The organism is Paenibacillus sp. 1_12 (assembly GCF_900114475.1).
Classification (GTDB): domain Bacteria; phylum Bacillota; class Bacilli; order Paenibacillales; family NBRC-103111; genus Paenibacillus_S.
On sequence record NZ_FOTE01000020.1, the window covers coordinates 47,378 to 65,065 of the forward strand.

Below are 17,688 nucleotides of genomic sequence, written 5' to 3' on the forward strand. Positions count from 1 at the left end.
AGGGGGACAGTCGCGATAGTTCCTAATTCAAGCATAAAGGAGATTTTTAACGATGAATGTGTATGACAAAGCCCATGAATTGGCACGGGCGCTGCGCGAGAGCAATGAGCTTAAAGAGCTTCAGCTGTTAAATAATCAGATTCAAACAGATACAGAAAGCAAACGAATGCTGGATGGTTTTCGTCAAAAACAGGCTGAGCTGCAGCAGAAGATGATGTCCGGTGAAATGCCAAATCCGGAGGAAATGCAGCAGATGGAGAAGCTTTATGAGGTTATTAATATGAACCCATCGTTAAGAGGAATATTTGATGCAGAGCGTCGCCTTAGTGTTGTCATGGAAGATATACACCGGATCATCTCCGAGCCTTTGCAGGAAGCCATGAAACCTTGAATCGAATAAACTGTGGATTATATAGAGATTAGGCAGCTTAACTTGCCTGGTCTTTTTTTATTTCGCAAATGTTTTATATTGCAAAAATGTGCTTTGAGTTCTTCATGGAAATTAGATGTAAAAATGACAAAAAGACTGGACAAGCTCAATTTCATCTTATTTTAATATTCAAGGTTTACAATGTCTATACAAATAAGAAATTCTTACAAAGGAAATAGAATAACAAGGGATAGGAGTGTAGATGCGATGCGTCCCCGAGCTACTAAAAGACAGAAAAAAACAAAATCCGAGCAAAGTAGGAATTGGAGCATATTTTGGACCTTAGCTACTTGTTTAGTAATACCTTTATTATTGGTACTAAGCGTGGAATTTATCCAACGCGGGAACTTCAATGAAACGTGGATTTGGTTCGTTCAGAATCCCAAATTGGTAGCGATGAACGCTATATTAGACTTACTTGTTTTATTAATTATTTATGTATTGGCTGGAAATTTATTGATCTCAGTCTCACTGACTCTGCTATTGCTCTGTACGATGTCATTTGTTAGCTTTTTCAAATTGAAATTGATTGGCGAACCCTTTTTTCCGTGGGATATTTTCCTTAATAAAGAAAGCATGAACATTTTACCGCTGGTAGCGAACAAATCGGCTTTGCTGCGCATAGGAACTATGCTGGGCGTGGTTCTGGTCTTATTTGCGCTGTCATTCAAGCTGCCAAAGCTGCGTATGCGGATAGGAGGGACACGTATTGTCCTTGGCGTGCTGACCGTAGCTGCATTGTATTCTTTTGGCGTGAACGCCCCTTGGGCTAGCCGGATCATGGACCGGATGGGGGCCAACGAGATTGTATGGAACCAATCGGAGAACTACGGGAATAACGGGCTGGCGCTTGCTTTTACGATGAATGTGAAAAACGCCATTGTCCCCAAACCAGCGGGTTATGACGATCCGTCCATGGCGATTTTAGCTCAATCCTTGATGGATCAAAATGGTGGCGTACAAACAGCGTCAGCCAAAATGAATAAAGTCAATGGGGTAAAACCGAATGTGATTTTTGTTATGAACGAAGCGTTCTGGGACCCAACGCTGCTTCCGGGCGTTGAATTCAGTCAAGACCCGCTGCCTACTGTTCACCGCCTGCAGCAGGAATCGACTTCGGGATATCTGCTTTCACCCCAATTTGGAGGTGGAACGAGCAACGTCGAATATGAGGTATTAACCGGGCAATCGATGAGTTTTCTCCCAGCAGGCTCCGTCCCATATCAGCAATATATATCCAAACCGTTACCAAGCCTTGCTGGATATTTTGAGGATCAAGGCTACAAAAGCAAGGCGATCCATTCCTACGAAGGTTGGTTTTGGAACCGCGAGAACGTCTATAAGCAAATGGGCTTTGAAAGCTTCATGAGTAAAGATCAGTTCCATAATCCACAATACAAAGGTGATTTCATCTCTGATGAAGAGGTATCCAACAGCATCATTGAACAGGTCGACAGCACCGACCAACCGATGTTTATCTACGCGGTGACGATGCAAAATCACGGTCCTTACGATGATAACCGCTATGGTACTAATGCGATTCAAGCCGAAGGCAATTTGACGCCGGATGCGAAGAATACACTGGAAACCTATACGCAGGGAGCATATGATGCGGATGCAAGCCTACAGAAGATGATCGATCATTTTACCGAAACAGGTGAACCTACGGTAATCGTATTTTACGGTGATCATCTACCTATGCTGGGCTATGACTACGATGTATATACGCAGACCGGTTTTATTCCAAGCAGCAAGTCGGAACAATGGTCACTGGAAGATCTGAAAAGGATGCACAGTGTGCCGTTCGTAACATGGTCTAATATAGATTTGCCAATGGAACAAGTTCCTACTCTGAGTAATTCTTTTCTGGGTGCTTATATGTTGAATCACATGGGTATGGAGCTTCCTGCGACGCTTGCCTATAACGAAGAGCTATCTCGTAAGATGCCAGGTATGTTGCGAAATCTGGTAGTGGACGCAGATCAGAACTTGTACAGTTCTGTACCCGATATTTTTAAAGATGATGTAAACAAATATCAACTTTTGCAGTATGACACCTTGTTCGGGAAACAGTATTTGGCGAAGAGTATAGATTCGCGTTACCTTCAGCCAACTGTAATGCCAAATTATAATCAGGAATTTGCTGATCCGGCTCCTGAGGACGTAGATAATAGTTTGAGTGCTAGCGGGGACGAAAGTCCATAGCGCTTAGGTGCCATTCACATAAGTCTAAAAAAACGTGAGCGACGGCCGCTCACGTTTTTTAATGTCTACTAGTTTACTAAATCCTATGCGATTAGTGTGATATAAACATTAAATAATATCATAGGATTTCTGATAAATCAAGAAAACTATTGATTTCTGCTGCTGGATATAGTATCTTACAGAAGTGCCTAATAATTGGTAACTATTATTCATAGATGGAGGGAGGCAGCTAACATGGAAAAAATGTGTATGGATATGATGATGGGTATGTGCATGGAAGACATGATGTGCAAAATGAAATCCATGAAAATGATGATGGACAAGATGACTGAGATGAACATGATGCAGGATATGGATATGAGTATGATGATGTCCAAAATGCAAGAGTGTGATGAAATGATGACTATGATGATGAACATGATGCGTGAAATGAAACAAACTTCGATGTAAATCATGGAAGCATATTCATCAGCCAATGAATATGTTAGATTTAGAGCAGAGCAGGTAACTGCATGCTATTGAGTTCCGCCGGCTTTGCAGATCACTGCTAGCCCTTCGTTCCATCCCACTGGCAGAGCGGTCGTCTGCATGCCACTATATTTTACTCGCTTATCAATCCGATTAACTTCTTCTGATTTTTCTTGAAAGTTCGATCCGCTGAGTTTTTAACTCCCACACTTGTTGTCTTAAATCCTCTACTTGCTTAACATCCTGACTTTTGCGTAACTCTTCATATATTTGCAGCATATTTCGGTTCACCGTGTCGAACATTTTCCAAAGATCCTGTTTGAGCTTTTCCTGCATCTCAAGTACATGGTTTTGGATGATAGACTCTTTATTGCTTAATGCTTCTGTTATTTGCTGCTGCCATTCTGTATCACCAATATATTTGGCGTAATTGTAGAGATCCAGATAATCATCTACCCACGCTTGGGTTAATTTTGTTGTTAGTGGGGTCGTCATGAGGATCAACACTCCATTCGGAATCTTTAATGTTCTTATACCGAGTATTATACTAGGAATTATAAGAATTGCAAGTGTTGTTTTTCTGCTTTCGAACTGAAAACTTATTTGGCTGCATGGCGTCTATTGGTTACAAACATTTCCATTTTAATTAGGAGGTATTGGGTTTGAAAACATTTCTTTTTGGTTTGGCGTGTGGGATCCTTGTAACTGCTTCGACTGCTGCTTACGCTTCGGACACGATCCAGGCTTACTTGTTCCCCGTCGGTTTTGAAGTGAATGGACAGGATAAGAAATTAGACAACGAATACACGGTGTTGAATTACAACGGGCATGCTTATGTGCCTATTCGTTTTGTTGCAGAAAATCTTGGAATGGGTGTCAGGTACATAAACAGTATAGAAATAGGCAAAGTCATTTCAATAATGAATAAACCCATAGATGAAGATCCTATCATGAAAAAAGTGTGGGAAATCCAATATCGCTTAAACTTAGGAAATGATCAACAATATGTGCGAAAACTTCTGGGCCAAGCGGCGGTTGAGAAAACCAATGACCATAATCAACAAGCTGCTTGGCGGTATGATATTTACCCGTCACCCAGATATCAGTATAAAGGGCTAACGATAGATATAACCGGGTTGGAGCAGGGTAAAATAGGTGCCCAGCTTATAGTCAATTGGACTGATGATAGTAAGGTAGATGCAATCGAACTATGGTACAATCACATCAAATCAGGAAAAATAGTCACGCATTATGTATACCCTGATGGTACAACCGGAGGGGCTACTTTTGAATGAGCACTCTAGAAGAAAAGAAAGGCCATTTCACATCAAATAACGCCACGTTCTGCTCTAGAAGAGCAAGCGTGGCGTTATTGGTCTATTGCTATAGTGAGAAGGCTCGGTTATCTGAAATTGTCTGCGGTTGAAGGGGTCGCTGTGGCTTGAATGGGCTTCAATCTCGTCATAACTACAATAAGCAGTACCATCAAAGCCGATAGTCCAACCAGAAAATAGAGAGTGAAGGCGATGGAGGTTTGCTCCATAAACCTTCCTGTTAGCCAGGACATGCATGCACCGCCAAGCCCGCTTGCGGCAATCAGCTTACTTGTAGTTTGCTCGGTGCGACCAGGAAACAGACTGTTGGAGAAGATGAGCGCAATCGCGAACAAACCGGACATTAAGAGACCCATTAATGTAATTATCGCGAAGGCAGCCCAGGCTGTTTTGACAAACAAGAAACAAGCCAGCACGATAAAGGTGCCGATAGTGCTCCATAGTAAATAACGCGTATAGCCGAATTTCTCAGCCAACAGCCCGCACACGAGTCTCCCTACAATCATGGCTCCCCAATAAAAGCTGACACTGAGAGCTGCGAAAGCGGCATCGATATGCATCGTTTCCAGTAAAATCGAGGGCAGGAAATTAACAAGACTCATCTCCAGTCCTACATATACGAAGAATAAGAGAATACAAGTGGAAACCATAGCAAAAGGTATAAATCCACGGTGATCCGGAATGGATACAGTACGGTTTTCAGCACTCTTTTTGTGAGCCAAAAGATGTCCATGTTTGGAGGTAAAACGCGACCAGGCCCACGCCAGAAGCAGCGCGAATAAGCAGGTTGCGTAGAAGCTCATTTTCCAATAGCCTGATGCAATGAGGATACTGATCAGAATCGGCATGGATAATGCCCCAACCCCGTAAAATACCTCCAAACGGCTCATAGCTACCGCAGTCCGATCCTTTATCGAGTCAATGATCATTGCACCAATGGTGGATTCAATAATACCCGAGCCGAACCCGACCATAGGAATAAAGCACAAAACAACCGTCCATGGAGGAAGAATCGCTATAACCATAAACCCGACAAATATAAACCATAGCGTAAAAGAAAGCATACGAAGCCGTCCGAATTTTCTGGACCACAGAGGCTGAGTCAGCACACCTAACAGAAATCCGCAAAACTGTACAAATATAAGATTTCCACCATCCGCATAATTGCGTCCATAGTGGGAAAGCAGTTCAGGTAAAAGTGCGGCAATCACGACAGAAGTAATTCCAATAAGTAAATAGAAGCAGCAGCAAACCCAGATTAATCGATTCATGTCAGCTTTGCCCTCGTATCCGAATTGTCAGCATTTGTTTGAAGCGCCCACGAAACAGCCTCCGCTACACTATCTACCACATAGGCTGCCCGAGCTTGAACATCAGGATGACTGGTACTCATTGCAAAGCTATTGGGGATTGCACCGAACATCGAGATGTCGTTAAAAGAATCGCCTATACAGATCGCTTCATCCGCGCGTATGCCGGAGTACGACAAAAGCGCCTGCAAGCCTGCACCTTTGGAAACATGGCGTGGCATAACGTCCATACAGTTCACATCGGAAATATAAGCATCAATCTTGTCACCAAGAGTGGATAACAATTCCTGTTGAAGCGCCAGCAGCTGCTCCATCTCACCCAGATACGATATCTTGCAGCACAACAGCTCACTGCCCAACGCCTCAATGGCATGGGGCATGACGCGCAGTGGAGCTAACAAATTGGCTTCAATAGCCGCGTACCCTTCATTCATAACTGTCGTGACATAATAGTCCGGACCGTTCAGCAACGTGTAAATGGGTGTTCCCTCAGCAGCCTGTGCGAGTTGTCTGATTAATGAGGTTTCAAAGATGTCTTGGAGGATTAGCTCTTGATCCTTGGTATGCACAAATGCACCATTTTGAGAGACTGAGTGTGCGGATATCCCAAGTTTATTGCTGACATGGATAATTTCAGGGTGCATCCGTCCCGATGCAAAGGTCACTGTAATTCCACTAGCTAAGGCATTGTGAATGGCAGTTTGATCCTCTGGTTTAATATGACGGCTATTATGCAATAGTGTTCCATCTAAATCACTGACTATTAATTTGATCATGCTTCTGTATCTCCTTTGGCTATCATGATGTCGACCTGGTGCTTAAGCAGCGTTTCTTTCATCGCATCATCGGGCTCACGATCGGTGATGAGAATATCGATGCGATCGAGTCCCGAGATTCGGTGAAAATGCTTTTTGCCAAACTTGGTATGGTCGGCGAGCAGAATAACTTGATCGCAGCGACGCATCATTTCCTTGGTAATGTAGCCTTCTTCTTCATAAGGATCTGTAATGCCATCTTCAGTAATCGCACAGGTTCCTAGCAGCAGCTTATGGACATGATAATCACTGAGATTGCTGAGCGCTCTGGCGCCATAAATGAAACGATGTTCCGGATGCAAAATACCGCCGAGCAGATGCACAGAGATCCGATCCTTTTGATTAAGAATGCTGGCGATGTCGATCGAGTTCGTGACAACGACATGATCCTGCGTGCGGATTTGTTCAGCGGCGATTTGGACGGTTGTAGAAGCGTCAAGCAGTAAATAATCACCATCATGCAGCAGTGAGGCAGCAAGAAGACCGATGGCTCTTTTGGAATGCGTAGTCGCTTGATCGTGAAGTCGTTCATTGTAATTGGCAATGGTACGGGAAATTGTAGGCAAAATGGCACCGCCGCGTGTACGTAGAATATGCCCCTGCTCCTCCAGCTTAATAATATCTCTACGAGCGGTGTCGCGCGAAATATCGAATAGCTCGCATATATTTTCAATGCTGACCCGATGATGGATTTGTAAAAATTCCATGATCCCGATCAACCGTTCTTCCTGATACATGGTGCAGCCTCCTTTTTCTATGGGATGGAATGTTGTCAGCAGCGGCAATGATATTCTAAAATGATTATAAGTATATGTGCATATTAAAGCAATATATTTTAAGTGAATATAAGTTTTTGTGTGCAAATATAAGTTTTTACAAAAAAGTTACATTTGTTTATGAGCTCCATGTGGTATGATTAAAATTGATTTTTGTAAACATATTTCAGCAATAGGTCCGTGTAAAAAACGGATCGGAGGGAAGGCATATTTTGACTGTGAAAAAATCAAAGCTAGTTGAACTGGATATCGTAAGAGCTTTTGCCATATTGGCTGTTCTCGTTATTCATGGGTCATCGGAAGCAACCGTTGAAATACCTATAGGCTCGACATCTCAAGCATTGTATTTGGGAATCAACAAGTTCAGTAACTTTGCCGTTCCTTTATTTATATTTTTAAGCGGATTGGTATTGTTTTACCGGTATATCGATGATTGGAGCGGAAAGCAGGCTGTCACCTTCTATGTGAAAAGGGTGAAACAAATCCTGGTTCCTTACTTGTTGTGGTGCGTGTTTTATTATGTATATAATCAATGGATTTACGATCCTGATAACCTTCATTGGGATTGGCAGGAGCTTCTGGGTATGCTGCCTTGGTCCGATGCGTCGTATCATCTTTATTTTATGGTTATCATCGTACAGTTCTATCTGGTATTTCCGTTATTGATCTGGCTGAGCAGACTCTGGAAGGGCTTTATGAACAGTCTGGTTGTGATTGGGATTGCGGTACAAGCTGTGTCCTATTGTTATGAGCATTGGGTTGCCCCTTTTGAGCACTCAGCGTCACTCTGTATTACATATTTCAGCTTGTTCACTTTAGGCGGTTACATAGGTGTACATTATCAAACCTTTATTACTTGGATACAGAAGCACATTGGCTGGGTATTGCCGCTGAGTGTGATGCTCGGACTCAGTTTTATGGGGCTGTTCCTGATTGAACAATCAAGTGAAATACGCTTCAAAGGCATTTGGTATACGGTTATTTTTAACGTGTATCCGATGTTTGCAGCGATGAGCTTTATCTGGATCGGTCGTAAGATTTTGCAGCATGCTCCGATGCTCTCCAAGGTCTTGATTTCACTGGGCTCTGTTTCATTTGGCATTTATCTGATGCATCCAGCGCTGCTCAGCTATTGGCGCACACACGTACAAAATGTGACTGGAAATATAATGCAGTATCACGCCTATACGATTTCTGCATTTTTAATAAGCTTGTTCATCCCTTGGCTGCTAGTCTACTTGTATGGGCAGATCGCCAGAAGGCTGAAATTACGCAGCAAAACACAGCCGCAAAGAGGCGCTGCATAAACTTGAATGCTAAGTCAGCTTGACCGGACCGTCTGTATAGTAAGCAGGCAGAAGATGAATATAGCTCTATCCCAATAAGCTTAGGCCCGCTATGCTGCTGATCTGTTCAGCGATAGCGGGCCTTTGATTGTAATGGATAGGCGAGAATTGCTGGCTCCCTGAGCCCAGTGTTAGTGCAGTTCGTCTCCTCATAGTCAGTATCAATACCAGCTACAACCTGATACAACCAATCCCCGATTGCTCTGCAGGTGATATTATCTGGTTTTGCCCTTGGTGGATTGATTGCGGCTTCTGGCTTTGGATGCAGCAAAACGCATATTGAGTTCACCAGCGCCTTGAGCTCGAACAGACTGCTTGAGGGAGTAGGCATTACGTTGTAACAAACGTTTTATTTGAGAGGGTGTTAGACGAGAATTCTGCTGAAGGAGAAGCGCGGCGGAGCCAGCTGTAATAGGAGAGGAGAAGCTGGTGCCCGACAAACGGAAATACCGTTTGCCTACCCTATTGCCGGGAAGCGTCCGGTCCAACTCGGAGCTGTCTGCGCGCAGGGAAATTATATTAGTACCGGGAGCGACCAGATCCGGTTTGACTCCTCCGCCTTTGGCAGGTCCACGGCTGGAAAAATCGGCAATTTGATCATCGGATTCGCGTATCGTGTTCCGATCATTCGTAGCTCCCACCGTAATAGCCAAAGGAGTGATACCCGGGGAATCAATGGAGCCCTTGGCTGGCCCATCATTGCCTGCCGACACCGTAACGACTAGTCCAGACCGAACCGCTTTGCTTACAGCCTGACATAAGGGATCATTGCTGTAGTTCTCGAGTGCTTGCTTGCCCAGAGATAAATTGAGTATTCGAATGCCCAACCGTTTCCGGTTTTTGACACACCATTCTATTCCTTTGATTATGGTTGAATCATAGCCGCTACCCTGCTGATCCAATACCTTGACCCCGACAATTCGGGCACCTGGTGCTGTTCCCCGGTATTTTCCTTTACTGGAATAGCCATTACCCGCGACGTCACCCGATACATGTGTCCCGTGACCGTTGTCATCGTAAGGTTTGGTTCGGTTATTTACGAAATCTTTGAATGCGATAATCCGATTGTTTGGCTTGGTCAGATCCGGATGGGGGGCTACACCGGTATCAAGCACAGCTACGGTCACTCCGCGTCCGTTGGTGCCTCTCGAACGGACTGATGCCGCGCCTACAGCAGGTGTCGCCACATTCAGATTGATTCGGTTTTTGCGGTCAAGCATAATCTTGGCTACGCTTCGATGGGAGCAGATAGTCTTAAGACAAGCAGGAGATACATGTGCCGCCCATGAGCCGATAAGCTGAAGATGAGCTTTTTCCTTAAAATGATGGTTTCCTTGATCCAGCTTTCGTTTCAAAGACGAGGCATGCCGTTTACTGGCAGCGCCCGTGAAGCGGACAATGACGCGTACTGTGCGCTGCTTAGCGGAGCTCCTACAGCGGCAGGCAGCACGGTGCAATGATGCGCTTACCTTGTGGTGTTTTTTCAATAAGGTTCACCTTCTTTACAGTTTGTGAAGAAAACTGACTTCGTAATCGATTCTTTCCCATCAAAATATGCGCTGCTGCTGTTATATTCTATTAAGTTCATGAATTTGGGCTATTTACCTTTGTGGATTCATAGACTATAGAGAACAAGCCTTAATTGAAGTGGAGGGATGTTTAATTGAAAGAGATGAAATCGGTAATGTATATGGGCCTGGCGCTGGGTATGTTGTTCTATGCCGTCCCCAGACTTGATATCCGGTCAGGTTTTACGCTGCCAACGATTTTTGGAGCGATCTGGATACTATTTGCACTGATGATTGTAGCTGCTCATCTTCATGAGCTGATTGGTGTAGATGAGAGGAAGAAGCAGGAGATTCAGCGTGTCAAACGGATGAAAGGCTGGCAGATGGAGCAGTTGTTATCCGGTCGTCGCAAGCTGCTGCAATTTAAGAAATAAGGCAAAAGAGCCAGACTCCGTTATTGCGGAGCCTGGCTCTTTTGCCTATAAGTAGCCAAGTATCTTAAAGGAGTGCGATGGTCAGCAAATTAAACAGAACGAGTGGCAAAATCACATTGTTCGCATATTGTTGCTGAGCGATCGGATTATAGAAACTGCGCACGTGCCCAGGCAGTGGCTTTAAATACAACATGATATCATCGATGTGAACGATATGGCCTTCAAAGGTTTGACCAAGAGTCGTTTGTACACGTACCGGTCGATGCATGTGTTTCTTGCATATGCCATGAATATGCTGCTTCATGTTGTGAAGCGATTCGACCATAGTAGGTTCCATTTGGTATATAGCTTCGTTGTTTGGCTGCGAATTTAAAACTGGTTGTTGGGTATACATCGGTAAGGCACCTCCAAATTAATATACGTCATCCTATGCGTTTGCCTATAAATAGGTTCGTAAAGGGCTTTTTTTTATGTATAAGAGCGTTTATAATGGTTCATACAGATTAATACAGAGATATAGAGATTGGTGGTACAGTTATGGATTATACTACGCAGGAAACGGCTACCAAGCATGAACAAATTTTAAAATATATAGAGAACTTAAAAATCGGCTCAAAAATCTCGGTCCGCAAAATCGCCGAGAAGCTGACTGTCAGCGAAGGTACGGCCTATAGAGCGATCAAGGAAGCTGATAACTTGGGACTTGTCAGCACCAAGGAGCGGGTTGGAACGGTTCGTGTCGAAAAAAAGCTGCGTGATAACATTGACAAGCTGACCTTTGCGGAGGTTGTGAATATTGTAGATGGAGAAGTATTGGGCGGACTCGGTGGGTTGCAAAAAACGCTGAATAAATTCGTGATCGGCGCCATGCAGCAGGATGCAATGATGCGTTATATAGATCCGGGCAGTCTGCTCATCGTAGGTAACCGCAGTAAAGCGCATATATGTGCATTGGAGCAAGGGGCCGGTGTACTGATTACAGGAGGATTCGGTACGGCTGAAGATGTGAGAAGGCTGGCTGACCAACTGGAGCTTCCGATTATTTCAAGCAGCTATGACACATTTACGGTAGCTTCGATGATCAACAGGGCGATCTATGATCGGCTCATTAAGAAGAAGATATTGCTGATTGAGGATATCGTACCTCCTTCCATGGAGGTCGTCGTATTAAAAAGCCACCATACGCTAAAGGATTGGCAGCGGCTTAATGAACAGGCAGGACATAGCCGGTTTCCGGTGGTGGACGAATGGAATCGGGTTATTGGGATGATTACATCCAAGGATTTGATTGGCGCACAGCCTGAGCAAACGATGGATAAGCTGATGACGCGCAATCCGCTGACTGCAGCGCCGAATACTTCAGTGGCAGCAGCAGCGCATATGATGGTTTGGGAAGGAATCGACCTGCTCCCGATCATTGATACGAATCGTAAGATTATGGCTGTTATTAGCCGTAAGGACGTATTGAAAGCGATGCAGCACATACAAAGGCAGCCACAAAATGGAGAGACGTTTGAGGACTTGATCTGGACGGGTTTTGCAGAGGAACGCAACAAAGAGGGATACCCAGTGTTCAGAGGGGCTATTACACCCCAAATGACGAACCAACTGGGTACCGTTTCAGAAGGCGTTTTGACCATACTAATGAAGCAAGCTGCGTACCATATCGTACAGGATATCAAAAAAGGCGATCTCGTTATGGATAACATGTCCTCTTATTTCGTCAAGCCTGTGCAGATCGACAGCGAGATCGAGATTCTTCCCAAAATCATAGAGGTGAGCCGCAAATTCGGTAAAATCGATGTGGCCATATATCATGCGAATACGCAAACGCTGGTCGCCAAAGCGATGCTGACCGCACAGTTTATCGACCAGGTCTAGAACTCCGGTGAACAAGTCTCCGCCGCGCGGGAGGATCATTCCTCCGATCGCTGTTGTTCAAAGATGAACAAAGGCGAACGCTTCGCTTCTCCAGAACGATTCCGCCCACGCCATTCACCAGATTTCTTGATACCCATATTATTGGCGGGTAAAATGGGCATGATTGCGCAGGCCTGAGAACAGATTAAAGACACCTAGCAGGAAGCAGATGGTACCAAAGACGCGACGGATATTGGAATCTGTGAAAAAAAACAGCTGGCTGACAGCAATCAGGACGAGCATAATTCCCATCATGATGTTCATTCGTGAGCTATAGATGCCGCGCAGCTTGGGATCGTTATGTTTCCGGGAGCGGAAGCTATAATAGACTGAACAAGCTAAAGTAACGAAAATAAGCGCGAACAAAATGGTCTGAACGGTTTGCATGAATGACGCACATCCTTTATTCTAGTCGTTGGTGCTAGTGAGTGAATCTCGCGTAAGTCCGGTGGTCTCTTGGCAATATTACTAATGTAACGATTTTTTGGGTTAAAAGCAACGACTTGCATCTGTTCATCGGCAGCTCTTGACCTTTGGGGCTGTATAAGGCTCTTCTGGGATTTGTTGTCATCAATCAATCTTGTTCATTTACGGAGGCTCAAGTGAATAGTATACTTCTTATCTATTTAATAGTAATCAATGCATGGGGTTTTATCAGAATGGGTCAGGACAAGCGGTATGCCAAAAAATCACGTCAGCGAGTTCCTGAAAAGCAGCTGTTCCTCATCGCTTTACTTGGCGGGGCAGCTGGGGGATGGATTGGGATGCGGGTTTGGCATCATAAAACCAAACATAGGTCTTTCATTTTGGGGATCCCGCTGCTTTTTATCGTGAATGCTGTAGTTGTTTATTTGATAGTCAGGTTTTTAAAATAGAATTCGATTTTATGGAGGCACAATAATAGTGGAGCGTTACCCTTTTACCTATGATCCAAGACAATCCTTTACCCAGCAGGCTGGCGATTGGATAGCTGATGTATTTTACGATATCTTGCCGGAATCCGGTTTTGAGGTTCGAGATGAACAGATTTATATGGCTTTTCAGCTGGAAAGAGCGTTCGCTGATAAACAGACTATTTTTGCTGAGGCCGGTGTGGGTACGGGAAAAACATTGGTGTATTTACTGTACACGATTTGTTATGCGCGTTATATGCGCAAGCCAGCCATTATTGCCTGTGCAGATGAATCCTTGATCGAGCAGCTTGTTAAGCCTGAGGGGGATATTGCCAAGCTGGCTCAGCATCTCGGATTGGCGATTGATGCCCGACTCGGCAAATCTCCTGATAAATATGTATGCTTGGTGAAGCTGGATGAAGCCCGCATGAGGGCAGAGGATGCCGATCAGTTCCAGGATCTATACGAGAGCCTGCCTGAGTTTGTCCATAACTACAAGCCGCTGCAGTCGTTTCATGCGTATGGGGATCGCAAGCATTATCCACATTTGAATGATGAGCAATGGGAACAAATCAACTGGGATACGTTCCAGGATTGTTTTACCTGTGAGAAGCGGCACCGCTGCGGGCAGACATTGTCCCGGGATCATTACCGTAAATCGGGTGATCTGATTATTTGCTCGCATGACTTTTATATGGAGCATATCTGGACTTACGAAGGACGTAAACGGGAAGGTCAACTGCCGCTGCTTCCTGATCATTGTGCTGTTGTGTTTGATGAGGGGCATTTACTTGAATCTGCCGGTCAGAAGGCTTTGACCTATAAATTGAAGCATGTCGTATTTGAAGCATTGATCGTTCGTCTACTGGAGGGAGAAGTACGTGAGACGCTGGCTGTACTTATAGATGAAGCCATTGTCCGGAGTGAAACGCTGTTTGAAGTGCTGGGACGTCAAAGCAAGGTCATTCAAGGAACGGATCGGAAGCAGGTTTTGTTGAATGACAAGCTGATTCGAGAGGTGCAGCGTTTCCGAGGTGTACTTACCGCGATAGAGGAAGAGCTTGTGTTTGAAAGCGAGCTGTATACGTTGAATGATTACCAGCTGCGCATTGTGGAAGAGCATTTGGAGATGATGCAAAAGGCGTTGATTTTATTTGAGCAATCCGACAGCTTAATCTGTTGGGTGACGGAAAGCGAGGATGGACTTACACTGGCTATTATGCCGAGAACCGTAAAGGAAGTGCTGCGGGAGCAGGTATTCAACTCATCCCGTATGCCCATCGTGTTTTCATCGGCGACTTTATCAGTAGAAGGCTCCTTCGAATATGTGGCGGATAGTCTTGGGATTGAACAGTATACGTCCTTTTCCGTTGCTTCTCCTTACGATTATGCGCAGCAAATGGAAGTGGTTATGCCCAAGTGGTTGGATGGAGGCAGCTTTACGGAGAAGATGCAGGTTGCTTCTAGCCTGCTGGAGCGGACGCAAGGAAGAGCATTGCTGTTGTTTCCGACTAAGGACGAATTGCAGCAGTTCAAAAAAGAAATCGGACATTATCCAGCCTGTACCAGCCTGAGAATTCTGTTTGAGGGTGATCAGGAAATCAGCCATCTGATTTCGGAATTTCAACGTGATGAGCAGAGTGTCCTGTGTGCCGTCACGCTGTGGGAGGGGCTTGATGTACCAGGTCCATCGCTTTCCAATGTAATCATCTGGTCGCTGCCGTTTCCACCTCAAGATCCCGTCTTTATGGCGAAACGCAAAGCAGCCTTGAACCCTTTTGAAGAGGTGGATCTGCCCTATATGCTGCTGCGCCTTAGACAAGGAATCGGGCGATTAATACGTACCCACGGCGACAGCGGCATTATTGCTATACTCAGTGAGGACAGCAAAGAACAGGGTTTGATACGGGGACATATTGAGGCAATTCTGCCTGCTGGTGTTCAGATCAAGGATTCTCTTGAGCGCATTTGAATGCTGGCTTAGGTAGCTTTGGAAAATCCTTCTTCACGACAGTATTGCGCTGCTTCTTCGTAGGTTTCAAATGCGGATTCCAGATTAATTCCAGCGTACACATACCATAGTTCATCTTCAAAAGTTACGATAAGGGTCTGATTATCAGGACCTTCCCAACGCTCCTTTTGCGTGCTTTCAGTACGCGGGAGCGGCTTTTTGGGTGAAGCATCGGTTAAAGAAAGGATCGATTCGGCAACAAGAGAACGAAGCGCATCAGCCTCATACTCACGAATATTGACAAACCCTTTGTCATCGGTAGAATAACCCCGCAGCCGACCCGCATAAATAAATCCGTTTCCGTTCGGGTGCAGGTGGTAGGCAACATTCTTTTTATCATACGCGCTTTGCTCATAGCTGAAATTAACGCGGCCAAGCGATACATCGCTGCGAGTAAGCTCGGAGAATGACTCCATAATCGCAATCTTTTCTTCAAAGGTAAGCATAAGTACCCTCCATCTTTCATTTTATCGTGCTAGTGATTATAACACACACTTCAAGCCGTACCAAGCTAATAACAAGGATAAGGAATAGGAGTAAGGCTGATGACCCACGATCCCCGTGTGCAGGAGTTAATTACGCTGAAGACGATTGCCGAGACGTTGAACCAATCAACCGATCTTAAGCTGATGCTGGGAACCGTACTGGAAAAATTGCTCAGTCTAACAGAGCTTACAGCGGGTTGGATATTTGTTGTGGATGGACCTATGGAATTTGAATGCATGGCTGATCGTTATCTCCCTCCTGCTCTGCTGTACGAAGACAAGCTTCCTATGCGATGTGATACATGCTGGTGTCTGGATCGTTATTCCGCAGGCCGATTACACAGTGCAGTGAACATATTAAATTGTAAAAGGCTTGAAAATGCGATGGAGTTCGGCTGGGGAGATACGTATGGTATTACGCATCATGCTACGGTTCCGCTTTATTCCGGAGAACGCCAGTTCGGTGTGATGAATGTAGCTGCACCTGGAAAAAAGCATTTCTCGGATGAGGAATTGGCTCTGCTGCAGGCGGTAGCGCTGCAAATTGGCAGCACTCTCGAACGGATGCGATTATATGCTGCAGAACAGCGAAGGGCTGATCTTTTTGCCAGATTGGGTGAGTTCAGCAGCGCGCTTGCGATGTCCATGAATGCAGATCATGCCCTTGATCCACTTATGGAGCGTATTGTTAAGCTGATTGGCAACCATTTCGAATGGCCGATTATAGCTCTCATTGAACCGCAAGGGAACCAGTTTGTACTTCATTCCGTCTGCAGCAGCGGTGATTCGATAAGCCCACAGACACGTTTTCCACTCGGAGCCGTGAATTGGCTTGAGCGTGTTTCTATAGAGCATCAGGTGATGTTGGCTTCGAATGCTGAGCTTGCCGAGCTTGTGGATTGCATGGAGCTTCAAGGTATTCTTCCATTATTCCATTCAGCGCTGGCAGCCACTCTGCCATTCAGCAGTTCGATGCGATCAGGCATCCTCATAGTTGGCTCTGATAAAACTGAAAAATATCAACGAGTTGACAGAGAACTACTTGAAGTTCTTGCGGAGCATATCACGGTCACTATAGAAAATGCTCGTCTTGAGGAAAAGCGGCATGAATTGGCTCGATTAGCCGAGAGAAACCGTCTTGCGCGTGACATGCATGATTCGGTTTCCCAACTGTTGTTTTCCCTGTCAATGACAGCCAAGGGAGTGGAAAATCTGCTGGGCACAGATTCGCAAGCAGTCTTATCCTCAGTACGTGATATGCAATCGCTTTCACAACAGGCTTTGAAGGAGATGCGTGCGCTTATTTTGCAGCTTCGTCCGACTGGACTTGAAGAAGGGCTTATATCCGTGCTGCAAGCTTACGGTGAAAAGCTGAATTTGCGAGTAAACACAACCATTGACAGAATTCAGAAACTGCCTCCCGTTATCGAGGAGGTGCTGTGGCGCATTGGACAGGAAGCGCTTAACAACGTATGCAAGCATGCCGGAACCTCAGAGGTCGAGATTACTGTACGAATTATTGCAGGCGAGATTGTATTGCGAATTTCAGATAAAGGTCGCGGTATAGCCAAAAATCGACGCAGTCAATCTGTATCAGCGACCGGATCGCTAGGTCTCTCCACAATGAGGGAACGTGCCGAAGCTTTGCAAGGTCGATTTACAATGATTAGTGCATATCGGAAAGGAACGACAATCGAGGTTGCTATACCGCTACCACAATCATAATCATAGCGAATATGCCATACAATGAGGG

General features: G+C 45.1%; 18 protein-coding genes. 10 read left to right on the forward strand and 8 right to left on the reverse strand.

Going from position 1 to position 17,688, the window contains the following annotated elements:
- The first annotated feature begins 52 nt into the window (after positions 1-52).
- The 3 genes from BM210_RS28245 to BM210_RS28255 all read left to right on the forward strand — a co-directional run bounded on the left by BM210_RS28245 (position 53) and on the right by BM210_RS28255 (position 3,085).
- Positions 53-391, forward strand: coding sequence for a YlbF/YmcA family competence regulator (locus tag BM210_RS28245; protein ID WP_091175721.1), 339 nt, complete (start codon positions 53-55; stop codon positions 389-391).
- Between the two features lie 246 nt (positions 392-637).
- Positions 638-2,635 (forward strand): LTA synthase family protein, encoded by a 1,998-nt coding sequence (locus tag BM210_RS28250; protein WP_091175722.1) that lies wholly within the window; start codon positions 638-640, stop codon positions 2,633-2,635.
- A 234-nt stretch (positions 2,636-2,869) separates the two neighbouring features.
- Entirely contained in the window at positions 2,870-3,085 is a 216-nt protein-coding gene (locus BM210_RS28255) for a hypothetical protein (RefSeq protein ID WP_091175724.1), read from the forward strand.
- A 171-nt stretch (positions 3,086-3,256) separates the two neighbouring features.
- Here the strand turns inward: BM210_RS28255 and BM210_RS28260 are convergent, their stop codons facing one another.
- Positions 3,257-3,598 carry a hypothetical protein gene (locus BM210_RS28260; protein WP_091175725.1) on the reverse strand — a complete coding sequence of 114 codons (342 nt, stop codon included), beginning with the start codon at positions 3,596-3,598 and terminating at the stop codon, positions 3,257-3,259.
- A gap of 167 nt (positions 3,599-3,765) precedes the next feature.
- On the opposite strand from BM210_RS28260, the gene BM210_RS28265 reads away from it, so the two are divergent.
- Complete coding sequence (locus BM210_RS28265) at positions 3,766-4,398, forward strand: stalk domain-containing protein (protein ID WP_177238047.1); 633 nt, start codon at positions 3,766-3,768, stop codon at positions 4,396-4,398.
- Positions 4,399-4,505: 107 nt separating this feature from the next.
- Here BM210_RS28265 and BM210_RS28270 read toward each other — a convergent pair whose 3' ends face one another.
- From BM210_RS28270 to BM210_RS28280, 3 genes are read right to left on the reverse strand one after another with little or no spacing between them, the layout of a single operon-like run.
- Complete coding sequence (locus tag BM210_RS28270; protein ID WP_091175728.1) at positions 4,506-5,708, reverse strand: MFS transporter; 1,203 nt, start codon at positions 5,706-5,708, stop codon at positions 4,506-4,508.
- Entirely contained in the window at positions 5,705-6,523 is an 819-nt protein-coding gene (locus BM210_RS28275; protein ID WP_091175729.1) for an HAD family hydrolase, read from the reverse strand. Before BM210_RS28275 ends, BM210_RS28270 begins: the two co-directional genes overlap by 4 nt.
- Positions 6,520-7,299 (reverse strand): DeoR/GlpR family DNA-binding transcription regulator, encoded by a 780-nt coding sequence (locus tag BM210_RS28280; RefSeq protein ID WP_091175731.1) that lies wholly within the window; start codon positions 7,297-7,299, stop codon positions 6,520-6,522. The genes BM210_RS28275 and BM210_RS28280 overlap by 4 nt, the downstream gene beginning before the upstream one ends.
- 257 nt (positions 7,300-7,556) lie before the next feature.
- On the opposite strand from BM210_RS28280, the gene BM210_RS28285 reads away from it, so the two are divergent.
- Complete coding sequence (locus tag BM210_RS28285; RefSeq protein ID WP_256224111.1) at positions 7,557-8,645, forward strand: acyltransferase; 1,089 nt, start codon at positions 7,557-7,559, stop codon at positions 8,643-8,645.
- Positions 8,646-8,899: 254 nt separating this feature from the next.
- On the opposite strand, the gene BM210_RS28290 is transcribed toward BM210_RS28285, so the two are convergent.
- Positions 8,900-10,171 carry a S8 family peptidase gene (locus tag BM210_RS28290; protein ID WP_091175734.1) on the reverse strand — a complete coding sequence of 424 codons (1,272 nt, stop codon included), beginning with the start codon at positions 10,169-10,171 and terminating at the stop codon, positions 8,900-8,902.
- A 185-nt stretch (positions 10,172-10,356) separates the two neighbouring features.
- Between BM210_RS28290 and BM210_RS28295 the strand changes: the two genes are divergently transcribed.
- Complete coding sequence (locus BM210_RS28295) at positions 10,357-10,626, forward strand: hypothetical protein (RefSeq protein ID WP_256224112.1); 270 nt, start codon at positions 10,357-10,359, stop codon at positions 10,624-10,626.
- Between the two features lie 64 nt (positions 10,627-10,690).
- Here BM210_RS28295 and BM210_RS28300 read toward each other — a convergent pair whose 3' ends face one another.
- On the reverse strand, positions 10,691-11,020 hold the full coding sequence (locus tag BM210_RS28300; RefSeq protein ID WP_091175737.1) for a hypothetical protein: 330 nt from the start codon (positions 11,018-11,020) through the stop codon (positions 10,691-10,693).
- Positions 11,021-11,163: 143 nt separating this feature from the next.
- Between BM210_RS28300 and BM210_RS28305 the strand changes: the two genes are divergently transcribed.
- A complete protein-coding gene (locus BM210_RS28305) occupies positions 11,164-12,507 on the forward strand; it encodes a DRTGG domain-containing protein (RefSeq protein ID WP_091175739.1) in 1,344 nt (447 codons plus the stop codon).
- Positions 12,508-12,645: 138 nt separating this feature from the next.
- On the opposite strand, the gene BM210_RS28310 is transcribed toward BM210_RS28305, so the two are convergent.
- Positions 12,646-12,933 carry a YtpI family protein gene (locus BM210_RS28310; protein WP_091175740.1) on the reverse strand — a complete coding sequence of 96 codons (288 nt, stop codon included), beginning with the start codon at positions 12,931-12,933 and terminating at the stop codon, positions 12,646-12,648.
- Between the two features lie 215 nt (positions 12,934-13,148).
- On the opposite strand from BM210_RS28310, the gene BM210_RS28315 reads away from it, so the two are divergent.
- Positions 13,149-13,421, forward strand: coding sequence for a DUF1294 domain-containing protein (locus BM210_RS28315; protein WP_256224107.1), 273 nt, complete (start codon positions 13,149-13,151; stop codon positions 13,419-13,421).
- A gap of 28 nt (positions 13,422-13,449) precedes the next feature.
- Entirely contained in the window at positions 13,450-15,411 is a 1,962-nt protein-coding gene (locus BM210_RS28320) for an ATP-dependent DNA helicase (RefSeq protein ID WP_091175741.1), read from the forward strand.
- An 8-nt stretch (positions 15,412-15,419) separates the two neighbouring features.
- Here BM210_RS28320 and BM210_RS28325 read toward each other — a convergent pair whose 3' ends face one another.
- Entirely contained in the window at positions 15,420-15,896 is a 477-nt protein-coding gene (locus BM210_RS28325) for a hypothetical protein (RefSeq protein ID WP_091175743.1), read from the reverse strand.
- Between the two features lie 99 nt (positions 15,897-15,995).
- Between BM210_RS28325 and BM210_RS28330 the strand changes: the two genes are divergently transcribed.
- Positions 15,996-17,660, forward strand: coding sequence for a GAF domain-containing sensor histidine kinase (locus tag BM210_RS28330; protein WP_256224109.1), 1,665 nt, complete (start codon positions 15,996-15,998; stop codon positions 17,658-17,660).
- Positions 17,661-17,688 lie beyond the last annotated feature (28 nt).